Below are 14,375 nucleotides of genomic sequence, written 5' to 3' on the forward strand. Positions count from 1 at the left end.
GCATAAGATTTCCTAATGCAATCTAGCGCTTATCCCATCTGAGTATAAGCATAATCCGAAACGTTATTGGTCAGCCAATTTTCAGCCTGTTAAGCTCCCCACCCTCCCAGCCTTTGTGCTGTGCAACATTGATGAGAAGAACATGAGCGTCAAATATTCCCGTTCGAACCCCGCGCGCGCCCTGCTCGCCCTGAGCCTGATCGCCTCCGCCCTGCCCGCCGCCCGCGCCCAGGACGGCGCCGCCGCCAATACCGGCAACACCGCCGCCGATGCCGGCGGCCAGATGCAATCGGTGGTCGTCACCGGCACCCGCTCGCTGAACCGCCGCACGCTCGAGACCGAATCGCCGGTCGACGTCATCGGCAGCAAGGAACTCTTGAGCACCGGCTCGAGCGAGCTGGCCACCGTGCTGTCGCGCCTGCTGCCGTCGATGAACTTCCCCCACCCGACCGGCGCCGACGCCAGCGACGCCGTGCGCCCGGCCCAGCTGCGCGGCCTGTCGCCGGACCAGACCCTGGTGCTGGTGAACGGCAAGCGCCGCCATACCTCGGCCGTTGTGAACGTCAACGGCACCCTGGGCCGCGGCTCGGCCCCGGTCGACCTGAACGCCATCCCGCTGGCCGCGATCGACCACATCGAAGTGCTGCGCGACGGCGCCGCCGCGCAATACGGCTCGGACGCCATCGCCGGCGTCGTCAACATCATCCTCAAGAAGGGCGCCGACGGCGGCGATGCCGAGATCCAGTACGGCGAATACGACAAGGGCGACGGCGAACAGACCACGGTGCGCGGCTCGACCGGCTTCAAGCTGGGCGACAAAGGCTGGGTGCGCGTAGCCCTGGAAGCCGCCAACCGCAACCCGACCAACCGCGCTTTCGCCGACCCGCGCCCCGAGGCCGGTCCGCGCCAGGGCACCATCACCCAGCGCTACGGCGATCCGGACAGCCGTCCGCGCACCCTGTTCGTCAACAGCCAGTACGCCATCAACGACGACATCGACTGGTACGCCTTCGCCAACTACGGCGAGCGCAAGACCTCGTCGGCCGCCACCTGGCGCACCGCCTACACCACGCCGTTCAACGCCGCCAGACCGGTGCAGCGTTCGGCGCTCTACCCGGAAGGCTTCCTGCCGCTGGAAGACAGCAAGTCGACCGACTCCTCGGTCGTGACCGGCCTGCGCGGCGAGCTGGCAGGCTGGCGCTGGGATGCGAGCCTGAACTACGGCCGCAACCGCTTCAGCCTGGACGTCGACAACACCACCAACCTGAGCGCCGGCTTCCCGAATCCCTCGCAGACCAGCTTCTACGCCGGCAAACTGAGCTCGACCCAGGAACTGTTCAACCTGGACGTCGCGCGCGACATTCCGGTATCAATGATGGCCGGCCCGCTGACGGTGGCGCTGGGCCTTGAAGCCCGCCACGAATCGTATGAGATCGGCGCCGGCGAGCCGAATTCCTACTTCGGCGGCGGCGCCCAGGGCTTCTCCGGTTTCCGCCCCGAGAACGCCGGCAAGAACAGCCGCAACAACCAGTCGCTCTACCTGAACCTGGAAGGCGACATCACCAAGAAGCTGTCCGGCTCCCTGGCCGTACGCCACGAGCGCTACAGCGACTTCGGCAACACGACCTCGGGCAAGGCCTCGGCGCGTTACGCCTTCACGCCGGCATTCGCGCTGCGCGGCACGGTGTCGAACGGCTTCCGCGCACCCTCGCTGGCCCAGGAGTACTACACCATCACGACCACCAACTTCCTGGTGATCAACGGCCAGAACACGCCGATCGAAACCGGCACCTTCCCGGTCAACAGCGCCGCCGCCCAGGCCCTCGGCGCCCAGCCGCTGAAGCCCGAGCGCGCCCGCAACCTGAGCTTCGGCGCCCAGTGGCAGCCGATTCGCAACTGGACCACCACCGTCGACCTCTACCGCATCGACATCGACGACCGCATCATCTTCTCGTCGAACCTGCAGCTTTCCAGCGCCGCGGCCGCCGGCCTCAACACGGCGCTGCAGAACCGCGGCATCTTCGTCGGCGCGGCGCGCTATTTCACCAACGCCGTCGACACCCGCACCAAGGGCGTGGACCTGGTCAGCACCTACCGCATGAACCTGGCCCAGGGCGCGCGCGCCGACTTCACCCTGGCCTACAACCACAACGACAACGAAGTCCGCCACGTGGCCGCCACCCCGGCCGTGCTGGCCAACGCCAACCTGGTGCTGGCCGACCGCCAGACCGTGAATCGTCTCACGGTGGGTTCGCCGAAGGACAAGCTGACCCTGGCGGGCGATTACACCCGCGGCCAATGGAGCGGCCACGCCAACGTGACGCGTTACGGAAAATTCACCGTCCCGCAGAACAATGTGGCGCTGGACCAGACCTACGATCCGCAATGGGTGCTGGACGTCTCGGCTTCCGTGCGCGTGGCCAGCAACTGGCGCGTGACTCTGGGCATCGACAACCTGACCAACCGCTATCCGGCGCAAGTGACGGCTAGCGGCAACCTGAACGTGAACGGCACCCAGCCCTACAGCGTGTGGGCGCCGAACGGTTTCAATGGCCGCTTCTTCTACGGCAAGGTGGGATATACCTGGTAAGGTTTGCTGGTTTCAGCTTGCGAACGGCGGACTCCGGTCTGCCGTTTTTCATTCCGGCTTGCGGTATAAGGCGACATTTGGCAAAATGTCCGGACTTAGACATTTATTCCAGCCAGCCCGGACATGCCACTCTCGAACTACCTCGACGCCTTCCCCGCCCTCGACGAGCGCGCCTACGTCCACCCATCCGCCCAGGTGATCGGCAATGTCCGGCTCGGCGCGGATTCCTCGGTATGGTGCAACACCGTGCTGCGGGGCGACGTCAACGACATCGTGATCGGCCGCTGCAGCAACGTCCAGGACTTCGCGATGGGCCACGTGTCGCACCGGTCGACCATGAAGCCTGACGGCTCGCCGCTCGTCATCGGCGACTACGTCACCGTGGGCCACTCGGTGATCCTGCACGGCTGCCGGATCGGCAACGAATGCCTGATCGGCATGGGCAGCATCGTGATGGACGACGTCGTGGTGCAGGACCGCGTGATGATCGGCGCCGGCAGTCTGGTGGCGCCGAACAAAATACTGGAAAGTGGATTCCTGTATATAGGACGACCGGCCGTCAAGGTCCGCGCCCTGACCGAGGCCGAGATCGCCTACCTGCGCTATTCGGCCGAGCACTATGTGCGCGTCAAGGACAACTACCTCAAGGGCCCGGACCGTGCCTGAGATGCCCAAGCCATCCGAGACCCAGGCCTCGCTGATCGAACAGGTCCGGCAGATTGCCGCCGGCCTCGCCCAGACCTTCGCGCCCTTCTGCGAGGTGGTCGTGCACGACCTGCGCGATCCCCAGCATGCCGTGCTCGCCATCCACAACAACCTGTCCGGCCGCGCCGCCAGCGACCCCGCCACGGAGCTGGGCCTGGCGCGCATTGCCGACCCGGACTATCCGCAGATCCTGGCGAATTACACCAACCAGTTCGCCGACGGCCGCCCCGCCAAGAGCACCTCGATCGGCATCAGGGACGCCGATGGCCGCTACGTTGCGGCCCTCTGCCTGAACGTCGACCTGACCCTGTTCCGCTCGATGCGGAACGCGCTCGAACAGTTCACCGCCACCGATGCCTCGCCGCTGCAGGAATCCCTCGATCCGGCCAACGCCGAGGCGATCCGGCGCCGCATCGACCAGTACGCGGCCAGCCTGGCATCGTCGCCTCAGCTCCTGAAGGCCGACGAGCGCCGCGCGCTGATGCGCGAGCTGAAGGCCGGCGGCTTCCTCGAGATCCGGCGCGCCATGGAGATCGCCGCTACCCACCTGGGCATCTCGCGCGCCACCGCCTACAACGACATCAGCAGGCAATGATCAAGGCAATCCTGTGGGACAACGACGGCGTCCTGTGCGACACCGAGCGCCTGTTCTTCGAAGCGAACCGCCGCGTCCTCGAGGCCCACGGCCTGGCCCTCACCCACGCGCAATACGTGGCCTGGTACCTCGAACGGAACCACGGCGCCTGGCACGTGCTGCGCGCCCGCGGCTACGACGACAGAAGGATCGCGGAAGTCCGTACCGCCCGCGACGACTGCTACGCACAACTGCTGTCGGATGCGCCGGGCCTGTGCTTCGAGGGCGTCGAAGCGATGCTGGCGCGTCTGGCGCGGCGCGTACCGATGTGCATCGTGACCGCCTCGTTTGCAGAACACATCGAACTCGCCCACCGCGCCGGCAAGGCCCTCGACCACATCGGCCACATCGTCGCCCGCGCGGACGGCCAGCGGCCCAAGCCGCATCCGGACGCCTACCTGCATGCGCTGGACAAGCTTGGCCTGCGCGCCGAGGACTGCGTCGCGGTCGAGGATTCGCCGCGCGGGCTGGCCGCCGCCCGCGCCGCCGGCCTGCGCTGCATCGTCCTGCGCAGCACGCTGCTGGCCGGCTATCCCTTCGACGGCGCCTGGCGTGTGGTGGGCTCGCATCGCGAACTCGAGGCCGAACTCGCGCGTGAACTCGATGCTCTCCTCCCCTCCGAACCACTCTTTCAAACGGCATCCGCATGACTGAATTATCGACTCCGCCCGGCGTCGGCCCCACGCCCGTCTTCCTCAAACTGGTCGCGCTGCTCGACGCCGGCGCGGCCGGCTACCGGGTCATCGAGCACCCGGCCGCCGGCAAGTCCGAAGAAGTCGCCCGCATCCGCGGCACGGAGGTCGGCCAGGGCGCCAAGGCCATGGCCTGCAAGCTGCAGATACCGGATGCGCCGGCGAAGCACGTGCTGGCGGTGCTGGCCGCCGACCGCCAGCTCGACCTGGCCGCCCTCGCCGCGCACTTCGGCGCCAGGCGCGCCAGCCTGATGAGCCCGAGGGAGATCGCCGTCATGACCGGCTGCGTCCTCGGCGCGATTCCACCCTTCTCCTTCCACTCCGAGCTGCAGCTGGTGGCGGATCCCGATCTGTTCGAACGCTATCGCGAGATCGCCTTCAACGCCGGCCGGCTGGATGCCTCGATGGTCCTCGACGCCGGCGATTACCTGCGCATCGCGCGGCCGGAGCTGGTGCGGATCCGCCAGCTCTGAGCCCGGCAACAAGCGGCCCCACCTGTGGGGGAAGCGGCGTCCGGTGCATTGTCATGCGTACCGACGGGAGATATCGTGCAGCCATCGCAGCTCCCGAATATCGGACAATGAACGAGGACACCATGACCCGCACCGCTTCCCGGATCGCCGCAATGCTTACCGCAGGCGCCTGCCTGCTCTCGATGAACGCCGCCCACGCCCAGCTGTCCGCCCTCGGCGGCCTGGCCAGCACCATCGGCGGCATGCTGGCCGGCGGCGCGAATCCGCTGGCCGGCGCCGACGCCTACGACGTCGACGGCTTCGTGCGCAAGAGCGCCGAATTGTCGGAGATCGCCGGCCGTTCGGTCACCGCGATCAACGCCGCCTTCGCCAACGAAGAACAACTGAGCGCCAAGCGCGCCGCCCTGGCCGCGATCGCGCAGCTGTCCGACCCGAAGGAACGCGCGGCCCGCTACAGCGCCCTGTACGATGCGGAAGCCAGCGAGACCAAGCGCCTGATCGATTCCGGCGACATGGAAAAACGCATGGCCGCGCTGGACGGCGAAAAAAAGAAACTGATCGGCCAGGCCCTGCTGAATTTCGCGATCGGCGCCCTGCAGGCCGCCGACCTGGGCCGCCAGGGCAAGGCGATGGCGTCGCAGGCCGGCATGAACCCGATGGAGCTGGTGCGGATGGCGCCGGTGAAGGATGCGATTCCGATGCTGGCCAAGGTGGCCTTCGACGTATCCGGCTTCATGGGGACGGTGGTGAAGCTGGCGCGCGGTGCGGATATCGCGGTGCCCAAGGTAGGGGCGGATAGCAAGGCGGTGGTGTTGAACGTCTAGTTCGTCGCGCCGGGCATTGCCCGACCCGACTTCCCGCGAAAGCGGGAACGACGGGACACACTATTTGACCCGCTGCTTCTCCAGCTTCCGCGCCAGCGTCCGCCGGTGCATCCCCAGCCGCCGGGCCGCCTCGGAGATATTGAAATCGGTCTCGGCCAGCACCGCGTGAATGTGCTCCCACTCCAGGGTCTTGATCGAGGTCGAGCGCTTGGTCAGCTCCAGCTCCGTATTCCCGGCCACGTGGCCGAAGGCCGCTTCGATGTCGTCCGTATTGGACGGCTTGGCCAGGTACTGGCTGGCCCCCAGCTTGATCGCCTCGACCGCGGTACCGATGCTGGCGAAGCCGGTCAGGACCACGATCAGCATCTCGTCGTCATGGGCATGCAGCATCTGCACACAGGCCAGGCCGGAGCTGTTGCCCTTCAGCTTCAGGTCAACCACCGCATAGCCGGGGCTGTGCTCCTTCAGCAGCGCCTCGGCCTCCTCCAGGCCCGGCGCGTGCAGCACCCGGTAGCCGCGCCGCTCGAAGGAGCGGCCGAGGGTGCGCGCGAAGGCGTCGTCGTCCTCGATGATCAGCAGCAGGCGGTCTTCGATATCTTCAAGTTCTTCGATACTGGACATGTTCGTGTTCTTGTCGTCTTCACTCGTTGGCGAGGGCGATCGCCTTCAATGGCAGGGTCAGCGTAACCTTGGCCCCGCCCTCCGCCCGGTTGGTCACCGCCACCGTGCCGCCCAGGGTACGCGCCACGTTCACCACCAGGAACAGGCCCAGGCCGCCGCCCGGCCGGCCCTTGGTGGAATGATAGGGCTTGCCGTAGTTGACCAGCATGGCCGGCGTGAAGCCCGGCCCCCGGTCCAGCACCGACAGCACCAGGATGCCGTTCTCGACCTCGGCTTCCAGCTGCACCCAGTCGGGCGAGGCTTCCAGCGCGTTGTCGAGCACATTGTCGATCATCTGCTTGAGAGCTTCGTCGAAGGCCACCGGCAGGTCCTGCTCGATGCGGTTCACGTAGTCGAAGGCGCGTACCGGGCGGCTGTCCTGCCAGTCCTCGACCAGGTCGTCGAGGAAGTCGCGGATCGTGGTGCGGATCGCCGATTCGCCGCGCGCTTCCCCTGCCGACAATAATATCCCGCTGACGATGGATTTGCAGCGCTTGAGCTGGGTTTGCATCTCGTCGATCTCGGCCAGCAGGTCCGGATTCGACTTGAACTCGCGCATGCGCTTCCAGTCGCCGAGGATCACCGACAGGGTCGCCAGCGGGGTGCCGAGTTCGTGGGCCGCGCCCGAGGCCAGCAGACCCATGCGCACGATGTGCTCTTCCTCGGCGGCGCGCTGGTTCAGCGCCGCCAGCTGGGCCGCCTTGCCGCGCAGGGTGTTGCTGATGCGCGAGATGAAGACCACCAACAGCGCGGCGTTCAGCACGAAGCAGATCAGCATGCCCTGCACGTACAGGCTGGAGATGCCGCGGGCGTGGTCGAAGGGCAGCGCCAGCGGCTTGGCGAAGATGGATAGTCCGGCCAGGCACAGCAACGTGATGCCGACGATGGTCCAGGTCGACCAGGCTTCCAGCAGCACCGCCGACAGGATCACCTGCAGCAGGTACAGGAAGGCGAAGGGATTGGTGGTGCCGCCCGACAGGTAGAGCTGCATGGTCAGGCTGGCGACGTCGACCAGCAGGGCCAGGAACAGCTCGTTGTTGGTGACGGGACGGTGTTCGTGCCAGCGCAGGTGGCTGGCGACGTTGAAGGCGATCAGGCAGGCAAGCACTTCGAGCATCTGCACCAGCGGCAGCTTGACGTCGAAGATCAGGATCGCGCCCGCGATCGTGGTGATCTGGCCGATGACGGCGATCCAGCGCAGCTCGATCAGCTGCAGCATGTTCTTGTGGCCGGCGACGTATTCGACGTCGGCGGCGGTGTTCTTCAGTAGCTCAGTGGTCGTCGTCATCATTCCCGGTCTTGCCCGATCGCGATCCGGCGCCGCGCGTGGTGTACCACCATGCGCCCGCCACCATCAAGGCCAGAGCATACCAAGTGAGGGCATAGACCAGGTGGCTGTTGTGGAAACCGACGACCGTGAGGCCGCCCTGCGGCTGGTCGGGCGAGCCGGGCGGGTTCTGGCCGGCGGCGGCGTCGATGAAGAACGGCGCCGTGAGCGAGCTGGGAAGGCCGCGCGCGGCCGCGATCCGGGCCACGTCGCGCGAGTACCAGCGGTTGGCGGCGGCATCGTTGGAGCGGGTGAAGGCACCGCCCTTCTCGCTGATGCGCAGCAGGCCGACCAGCTGGACCGCGCCGCCGGCATTGGTGGCGCAGGGATAGCCCTCGGATTTGCGCGGCGCGTAGCGGGTGCGCGCGCCGGGTTCGGCGGGAATGAAGCCGCGGTTGACGAGGATGACGTGGCCGTCCGCGGTGCACAGAGGCGTCAGCAGCCAATAGCCGCTGCCCTGCTCGGTGAGCGCCTGGACCGGCGTCGTGTATTCGTAGAGATAGGTGCCGGCGACCTGTACCCGGCGGTATTCGTCGGAGTCGGCGGTGATGCCTTCCCAGCGCGCGCTTGGCGGCGGCGCCACCGGGGCGGCGTGCACGCGTGCGTTCACGCGGGCGATCAGGTCCAGTTTCCATTGCAGGCGGTAGACCTGCCAGGTGCCCAGACCTGCGAACAGCACGATCAGCAGCAGCGCCAGGATTCCCAGGATGATGCGCGGGGCCTTCCGGGCGGTACCGGCCGCCGGAGCGCCAGGCGCCGGATGGCCGGACCCCGCTGACTGATCGTTTACTTGCATCTACTGCTTATTGCATGTCGTGCATGCCGTGCACGGCGGAGCCATCGTTGCCCATGTTCGGCATCATGTTGGCGTTCATGTGGTACATGACCCAGATCGAACCGGTCAGCACGATGAACAGCAGGATGACGGTGAGCAGCATCGCCATCATGTTCCAGCCGCCCTCGGACTTCGAGTTCATGTGCAGGAAGTAGATCATGTGCACGACCAGCTGGACCCCGGCGAAGGCCAGGATCACGGCCTTGGTGGTGCCGGGCGCCAGCTGGTGGGTCATCACCAGCCAGAACGGGATCGCGGTCAGGATCACCGACAGGATGAAACCGATCGAGTAATCCTTCAGGCTGCCGTGGGCTTCCATGTGGTCGTGGTGGTCGATGCCGTGGCCGTGCGCGTGGTCGTCATGGCCGTGAGCGTGGGTGTGGTGATCGCTCATGGCAGAACTCCCATCAGGTAGACAAAGGTGAATACGCCGATCCAGACGACGTCCAGGAAGTGCCAGAACATCGACAGGCAGGCGAGACGGCGGTAGTTGGCACCGGTGATGCCGTGCTTGCCGACCTGGACCATCAGCGTGACCAGCCACACGATACCGAAGGTCACGTGCAGGCCGTGGGTGCCGACCAGCGAGAAGAACGCGGTCAGGAAGCCCGAACGCCACGGGCCGAAGCCCTCGTGGATCAGGTGCGAGAACTCGTACAGTTCCAGGCCCAGGAAGCAGGCGCCCAGCACGCCGGTGATGGCCAGCCAGAGCTGGGTCTTGCCCAGGTCTTTCTTCTGCGCAGCCAGCATCGCGAAGCCGTAGGTGATCGACGAGAACAGCAGGAAGGCCGTGTTGATGGCCACCAGCGGCAGCTCGAAGATCTCGGCGCCCGACGGGCCGCCCGCGTAGTTGCGGCCCAGGACTGCATAGGTCGCGAACAGGCAGGCGAAGATGAGGCAGTCGCTCATCAGGTAGATCCAGAAACCGAGCAGGGTGCCGTTTTCCGGGTGATGCTCGCGCACGTAGTAGCGTGAGCTGATGTCGGCGCCGGTGGCGCTGACGGTGTTGGTATTAATGTCAGACATGGGCTTCCAGCAGTCGGGTATGGGCTTCTTCCGTACGTGCCACTTCTTCCGCGGGGATGTAGTAGTCACGCTTGTAGTTGAACGTGTGGTAGATGGTCACGGCGATCGTCGCAACGAAGGACAGTGCCACCAGCAGCCACATGTGCCAGATGATGCCGAAACCGAGCACGAAGGTGATCATCGGGATCACCGGACCTGCCCAGGTGTTGGCCGGCATGTGGATCGGCACGAAGCCGTTCAGCGGGCGCTTGTAGCCGGCTTTCTTCATGTCGGCCCAGGTGTCGTTGTCATGCACGACCGGGGTGAACGCGAAGTTGTAGGCCGGCGGCGGCGACGAGGTGGCCCATTCCAGGGTACGGCCGTCCCACGGGTCGCCGGTCACGTCGCGCAGCTTCTTGCGGTCGCGGACCGAAACGAAGACTTGCATCAGCAGGCAGGCGATACCGGCGGCGATCATCAGGGTGCCCAGCAGCGAAACCTGGAACAGCCAGTGGATCGACGGATCGTCGAAGTGGCTCACGCGGCGGGTCACGCCCATGAAGCCCAGGATGTACGGCGGGGTGAAGGCGACCCAGAAGCCGATCGACCACAGCCAGAAGGAGCGCACGCCCCAGGTACGGTCCAGCTTGTAGCCGAACATCTTCGGCCACCAGTAGTTCACGCCGGCGAACAGGCCGAACAGCACACCGCCGATGATGACGTTGTGGAAGTGGGCGATCAGGAACAGCGAGTTGTGCAGCACGAAGTCGGCCGGCGGGACCGCCAGCATCACGCCGGTCATGCCGCCGATGGTGAAGGTGATCATGAAGGACACGGTCCACATCATCGGCAGTTCATAGCGGATGCGGCCCTTGTACATGGTGAACAGCCAGTTGAACAGCTTGGCGCCGGTCGGGATCGAGATGATCATCGTGGTGATGCCGAAGAACGAGTTCACGCTCGCGCCCGAGCCCATCGTGAAGAAGTGGTGCAGCCACACGAGGTAGGACAGGACCATGATCACGCAGGTCGCGTACACCATCGAGGTGTAGCCGAACAGGCGCTTGTTGCAGAAGGTCGCGACGACTTCCGAGAAGATGCCGAAGGCCGGCAGGATCAGGATGTACACCTCCGGGTGGCCCCAGATCCAGATCAGGTTCACGTACATCATGGCGTTGCCGCCCAGTTCGTTCGTGAAGAAGTGGGTGTCGAACAGACGGTCCAGGCCCAGCATCGCCAGGGTGGCGGTCAGGATCGGGAAGGCCATCACGATCAGGATGTTGGTGCACAGTGCGGTCCAGGTGAACACCGGCATCTTCATCAGTTCCATGCCGGGGGCGCGCATCTTGACGATGGTGACCACCAGGTTGATACCGGACAGCAGCGTACCCACACCCGCGATCTGCAGGGACCAGATGTAGTAGTCGACCCCGACGTCGGGGCTGGCCAGGATGCCGGACAGCGGCGGATAGGCCAGCCAGCCGGTGCGGGCGAATTCGCCGACGAACAGCGAGGCCATCACCAGCACGGCGCCCATGGTGGTCATCCAGAACGAGAAGTTGTTCAGGAACGGGAAGGCGACGTCGCGCGCGCCGATCTGCAGCGGCACCACGTAGTTCATCAGGCCCGTCACCAGCGGCATCGCCACGAAGAAGATCATGATCACGCCGTGGGCGGTGAAGACCTGGTCGTAGTGGTGCGGCGGCAGGAAGCCGTGCGAATCGCCGAACGAGAACGCCTGCTGGGCGCGCATCATCAGCGCGTCGGCAAAGCCGCGCAGGAACATGATCAGACCGAGGATCATGTACATGATGCCGATCTTCTTGTGGTCGATACTGGTGAACCACTCGCTCCAGAGATAGCCCCACAGCTTGAATTTGGTGATCGCTCCCAGGACGACGATGCCGCCCAGGATCACCGCGATAAAGGTAGCGATCAGGATCGGCTCGTGGTAGGGAATCGCTTCCCAGCTGAGCCGACCGAAGATCAACTTCGCTAAGTCAAATTGCTCGTGCATGATTTACTTCTTCTTCACAGATTCATCGGGCGTGGTGCAGACTTCGCCGTTGTTGGCCTGGGCCAGGCGGGTCGCTGCCGCGTGTTGGGGCATCCGGTTCATCGCCATCTCGCGCGCCTTGCGGGCGTCGTCCATCATCATCTTGTCCATGCAGACGGCGCCGTCGGCGACGCAGCGGTTCAGGATGCGATAGTAGAGGTCGTCATCGACGCCGCCATAGTGGCGGACCGGATCCTTGATGCTCGGCTTCTCCAGCACCAGGTAGTTGGTGCGGTCGAGCTTGGCGGTGCCGGTGCTCTTGACCTGCTGGACCCAGGCGTCGAAATCGGCCTGCGGCACGCCGCGGTAGCCGAACTTCATGTCCGAATAGCCGGCGCCGCTGTAGTTGGACGAGATGCCGACCGACTGCACCGGCTTGTTCTGCACCGCATTCAGCGCGGTCTCCATGCCCGGCATCGCGTAGATCATGCCGGCCAGTTCGGGAACGTAGAACGCATTCATGACCGAGGTCGCGCTGATCTTGAAGCGCACCGGCACGTCGACCGGGACCACCAGTTCGTTCACGGTGGCGATGCCCTGCTCCGGATAGATGAACAGCCACTTCCAGTCCATGGCGACGGCCTGCACCACGAGCGGCTTGGCGGTTGCGGGGATCGGACGGCCTTCGGCGAGGCGGTCGAGCGGACGGTAGGGGTCGAGCTTGTGGGTGTAGATCCAGGTCACCAGGCCCAGCACGATGATGATCAGGAGCGGTGCGCCCCAGATCACCAGTTCGAGCTTGGTCGAGTGGTCCCAGTCCGGCAGGTACTCGGCTTCGGTATTGCTGGCGCGGTATTTACGGGCGAACCAGACAACGAGGATCAGCACCGGTACGATAATCAACAACATCAGGACCACCGAGACGATGATCAGATGCGCCTGCTGCTTTGCTATGTCACCGGACGGGTTCATCACCACCGTATTGCAGCCGGCAAGGGCCGCCAGCAGGGGTGTGAGAAGCAATCCGCGACTTACGGTCTTAGGAATCATGCTTGTGTTTTACGTTACATGGGAAAGATAACATGCTAATGTAACGCCAACGGTGCACGTTTGGCGATTGGACGTTTTGTCCCACCCTTCGCGCTTTTGTTGTCGACGTTTCATCCTGAAGGGGCCCAGGCCCAAAAGTGTCATCGAGACCAAAGGAGACGAAATATGCAGCAGAACACCACGACGTACGGCGACGCAGCCGCCGCTCCGATCACCGCGCCAAACAGCGGTGCCCGTAACATCAATTCCCGCGATACGGCCATCGCCCCGGGTGACATCGCCGTCGGCGTGGTCATCGGGCGAGCCTCGGAATACTTCGACTTCTTCGTCTACGCGATCGCTTCCGCGCTCGTATTCCCGGCGGTGTTCTTCCCGTTTGCCGACCGCCTCGAGGGAACCCTGTACTCCTTCGCCATCTTCGCCCTTGCGTATATTGCAAGGCCGATCGGCACCGTCATCTTCATGGCCATCCAGCGCCACTTCAGCCGCGAAATCAAACTGACCATCGCCCTGTTCATGCTCGGTACGGCCACCGTCGCCGTCTCCGCCCTGCCGACCTACTCGCGCTGGGGCGAATGGGCCATCATTTCGCTCGCCATCCTGCGCCTGGGCCAGGGTTTCGCGCTCGGCGGGACCTGGGACGGCCTGCCTTCGCTGCTCGCGCTGAACGCTCCTGAACACAAGCGTGGATGGTACGCGATGTTGGGACAACTTGGCGCACCGGTCGGATTCATCATCGCAGCCGGCATATTTTCCTACCTGATGGCCGAGCTGTCGCAGGACGATTTCCTGGTCTGGGGCTGGCGCTTTCCCTTCTATGTAGCCTTCGCGATCAACGTGGTCGCGCTGTTCGCCCGCCTGCGCCTGGTCTCGACCCCGGACTACACCCACCTGCTGGACGAGCACCAGCTGGACCCGGTGCCGGTGCGCGAAGTGGTCGGCAAGCAGGGCGGCACCATCGTGCTGGGCGCCCTCGCCGCCCTGGCCAGCTATGCGCTGTTCCATGTGGTGACCGTGTTCCCGCTGTCCTGGCTCCAGCTCTACGACACCCGCTCGATGGCGGAATTCCTGCAGATCCAGATGTGGGGCGGCGGACTGGCCATCGTCGGCGTGCTGGCCTCGGGCCTGATCGCCGATAAATTCGGGCGCCGCAATACCCTGGGCACCCTGGCCGCGCTGATCGCCCTGTTCGCCGGTTTCGTGCCGACCCTGATGGACGGCGGCGTGGCCGGCCAGAACACCTTCATCCTGATCGGTTTCCTGCTGCTGGGCATGTCCTACGGCCAGGCCGCCGGCGCCGTCACCTCCAACTTCCTGGCCGAGTACCGCTACACCGGCGCCGCCCTGACCTCCGACCTCGCCTGGCTGGTGGGCGCCGCCTTCGCGCCGCTGGTCGCACTGGGCCTGGCCGCCAACTACGGCCTCGGCTTCGTCAGCCTCTACCTGCTGTCGGGCGCGGTCGCATCGCTGGCGGCGCTGAGCGTGAACCGCGCGCTGGAGATCCGGAACTGAAGCTAGAGTAAACAGCAGCAGAGCTTCTGCCCCGGCGCCGACCGGGGCATTTTTTTGCGCGCTGCGGATTTT

At 65.2% G+C, this 14,375-nt stretch carries 14 protein-coding genes; 7 read left to right on the forward strand and 7 right to left on the reverse strand.

What is annotated here, in order from left to right:
* The first annotated feature begins 142 nt into the window (after positions 1-142).
* The 6 genes from AB4Z32_RS08625 (at position 143) to AB4Z32_RS08650 (ending at position 5,918) form a co-directional block, all read left to right on the forward strand.
* Complete coding sequence (locus tag AB4Z32_RS08625; RefSeq protein WP_442121430.1) at positions 143-2,590, forward strand: TonB-dependent receptor plug domain-containing protein; 2,448 nt, start codon at positions 143-145, stop codon at positions 2,588-2,590.
* A gap of 123 nt (positions 2,591-2,713) precedes the next feature.
* Complete coding sequence (locus tag AB4Z32_RS08630) at positions 2,714-3,256, forward strand: gamma carbonic anhydrase family protein (RefSeq protein ID WP_442121431.1); 543 nt, start codon at positions 2,714-2,716, stop codon at positions 3,254-3,256.
* A 1-nt stretch (position 3,257) separates the two neighbouring features.
* A complete protein-coding gene (locus tag AB4Z32_RS08635) occupies positions 3,258-3,890 on the forward strand; it encodes a helix-turn-helix transcriptional regulator (RefSeq protein ID WP_442121432.1) in 633 nt (210 codons plus the stop codon).
* The gene (locus AB4Z32_RS08640) at positions 3,887-4,579 is read left to right on the forward strand and encodes an HAD family hydrolase (protein WP_442121433.1); all 693 of its coding nucleotides are present in this window, start codon (positions 3,887-3,889) and stop codon (positions 4,577-4,579) included. The genes AB4Z32_RS08635 and AB4Z32_RS08640 overlap by 4 nt, the downstream gene beginning before the upstream one ends.
* Positions 4,576-5,094, forward strand: coding sequence for a YbaK/prolyl-tRNA synthetase associated domain-containing protein (locus AB4Z32_RS08645; RefSeq protein WP_442121434.1), 519 nt, complete (start codon positions 4,576-4,578; stop codon positions 5,092-5,094). Before AB4Z32_RS08640 ends, AB4Z32_RS08645 begins: the two co-directional genes overlap by 4 nt.
* Before the next feature lie 107 nt (positions 5,095-5,201).
* Positions 5,202-5,918 carry a hypothetical protein gene (locus AB4Z32_RS08650; protein ID WP_442121435.1) on the forward strand — a complete coding sequence of 239 codons (717 nt, stop codon included), beginning with the start codon at positions 5,202-5,204 and terminating at the stop codon, positions 5,916-5,918.
* A gap of 60 nt (positions 5,919-5,978) precedes the next feature.
* Here the strand turns inward: AB4Z32_RS08650 and AB4Z32_RS08655 are convergent, their stop codons facing one another.
* Genes AB4Z32_RS08655 through cyoA form a run of 7 tightly spaced genes read right to left on the reverse strand, consistent with a single transcriptional unit; the run spans position 5,979 to position 12,791 of the window.
* Positions 5,979-6,539, reverse strand: coding sequence for a response regulator transcription factor (locus AB4Z32_RS08655; protein ID WP_442121436.1), 561 nt, complete (start codon positions 6,537-6,539; stop codon positions 5,979-5,981).
* Positions 6,540-6,558: 19 nt separating this feature from the next.
* Complete coding sequence (locus tag AB4Z32_RS08660) at positions 6,559-7,869, reverse strand: ATP-binding protein (protein ID WP_442121437.1); 1,311 nt, start codon at positions 7,867-7,869, stop codon at positions 6,559-6,561.
* Positions 7,850-8,701, reverse strand: a complete 852-nt coding sequence (locus AB4Z32_RS08665) for an SURF1 family protein (RefSeq protein ID WP_442121438.1) — start codon at positions 8,699-8,701, stop codon at positions 7,850-7,852. Before AB4Z32_RS08665 ends, AB4Z32_RS08660 begins: the two co-directional genes overlap by 20 nt.
* A 7-nt stretch (positions 8,702-8,708) precedes the next feature.
* The gene (gene cyoD, locus AB4Z32_RS08670; protein ID WP_442121439.1) at positions 8,709-9,134 is read right to left on the reverse strand and encodes a cytochrome o ubiquinol oxidase subunit IV; all 426 of its coding nucleotides are present in this window, start codon (positions 9,132-9,134) and stop codon (positions 8,709-8,711) included.
* Complete coding sequence (gene cyoC / locus AB4Z32_RS08675) at positions 9,131-9,766, reverse strand: cytochrome o ubiquinol oxidase subunit III (protein ID WP_442121440.1); 636 nt, start codon at positions 9,764-9,766, stop codon at positions 9,131-9,133. Before cyoC ends, cyoD begins: the two co-directional genes overlap by 4 nt.
* Complete coding sequence (gene cyoB / locus AB4Z32_RS08680) at positions 9,759-11,762, reverse strand: cytochrome o ubiquinol oxidase subunit I (protein ID WP_442121441.1); 2,004 nt, start codon at positions 11,760-11,762, stop codon at positions 9,759-9,761. Before cyoB ends, cyoC begins: the two co-directional genes overlap by 8 nt.
* 3 nt (positions 11,763-11,765) lie before the next feature.
* Complete coding sequence (cyoA, locus tag AB4Z32_RS08685) at positions 11,766-12,791, reverse strand: ubiquinol oxidase subunit II (protein ID WP_442121442.1); 1,026 nt, start codon at positions 12,789-12,791, stop codon at positions 11,766-11,768.
* Positions 12,792-12,956: 165 nt separating this feature from the next.
* On the opposite strand from cyoA, the gene AB4Z32_RS08690 reads away from it, so the two are divergent.
* Entirely contained in the window at positions 12,957-14,303 is a 1,347-nt protein-coding gene (locus tag AB4Z32_RS08690) for an MFS transporter (protein ID WP_442121443.1), read from the forward strand.
* Positions 14,304-14,375 lie beyond the last annotated feature (72 nt).

The organism is Massilia sp. 2TAF26, from assembly GCF_052115005.1.
Lineage (GTDB): Bacteria > Pseudomonadota > Gammaproteobacteria > Burkholderiales > Burkholderiaceae_D > Telluria.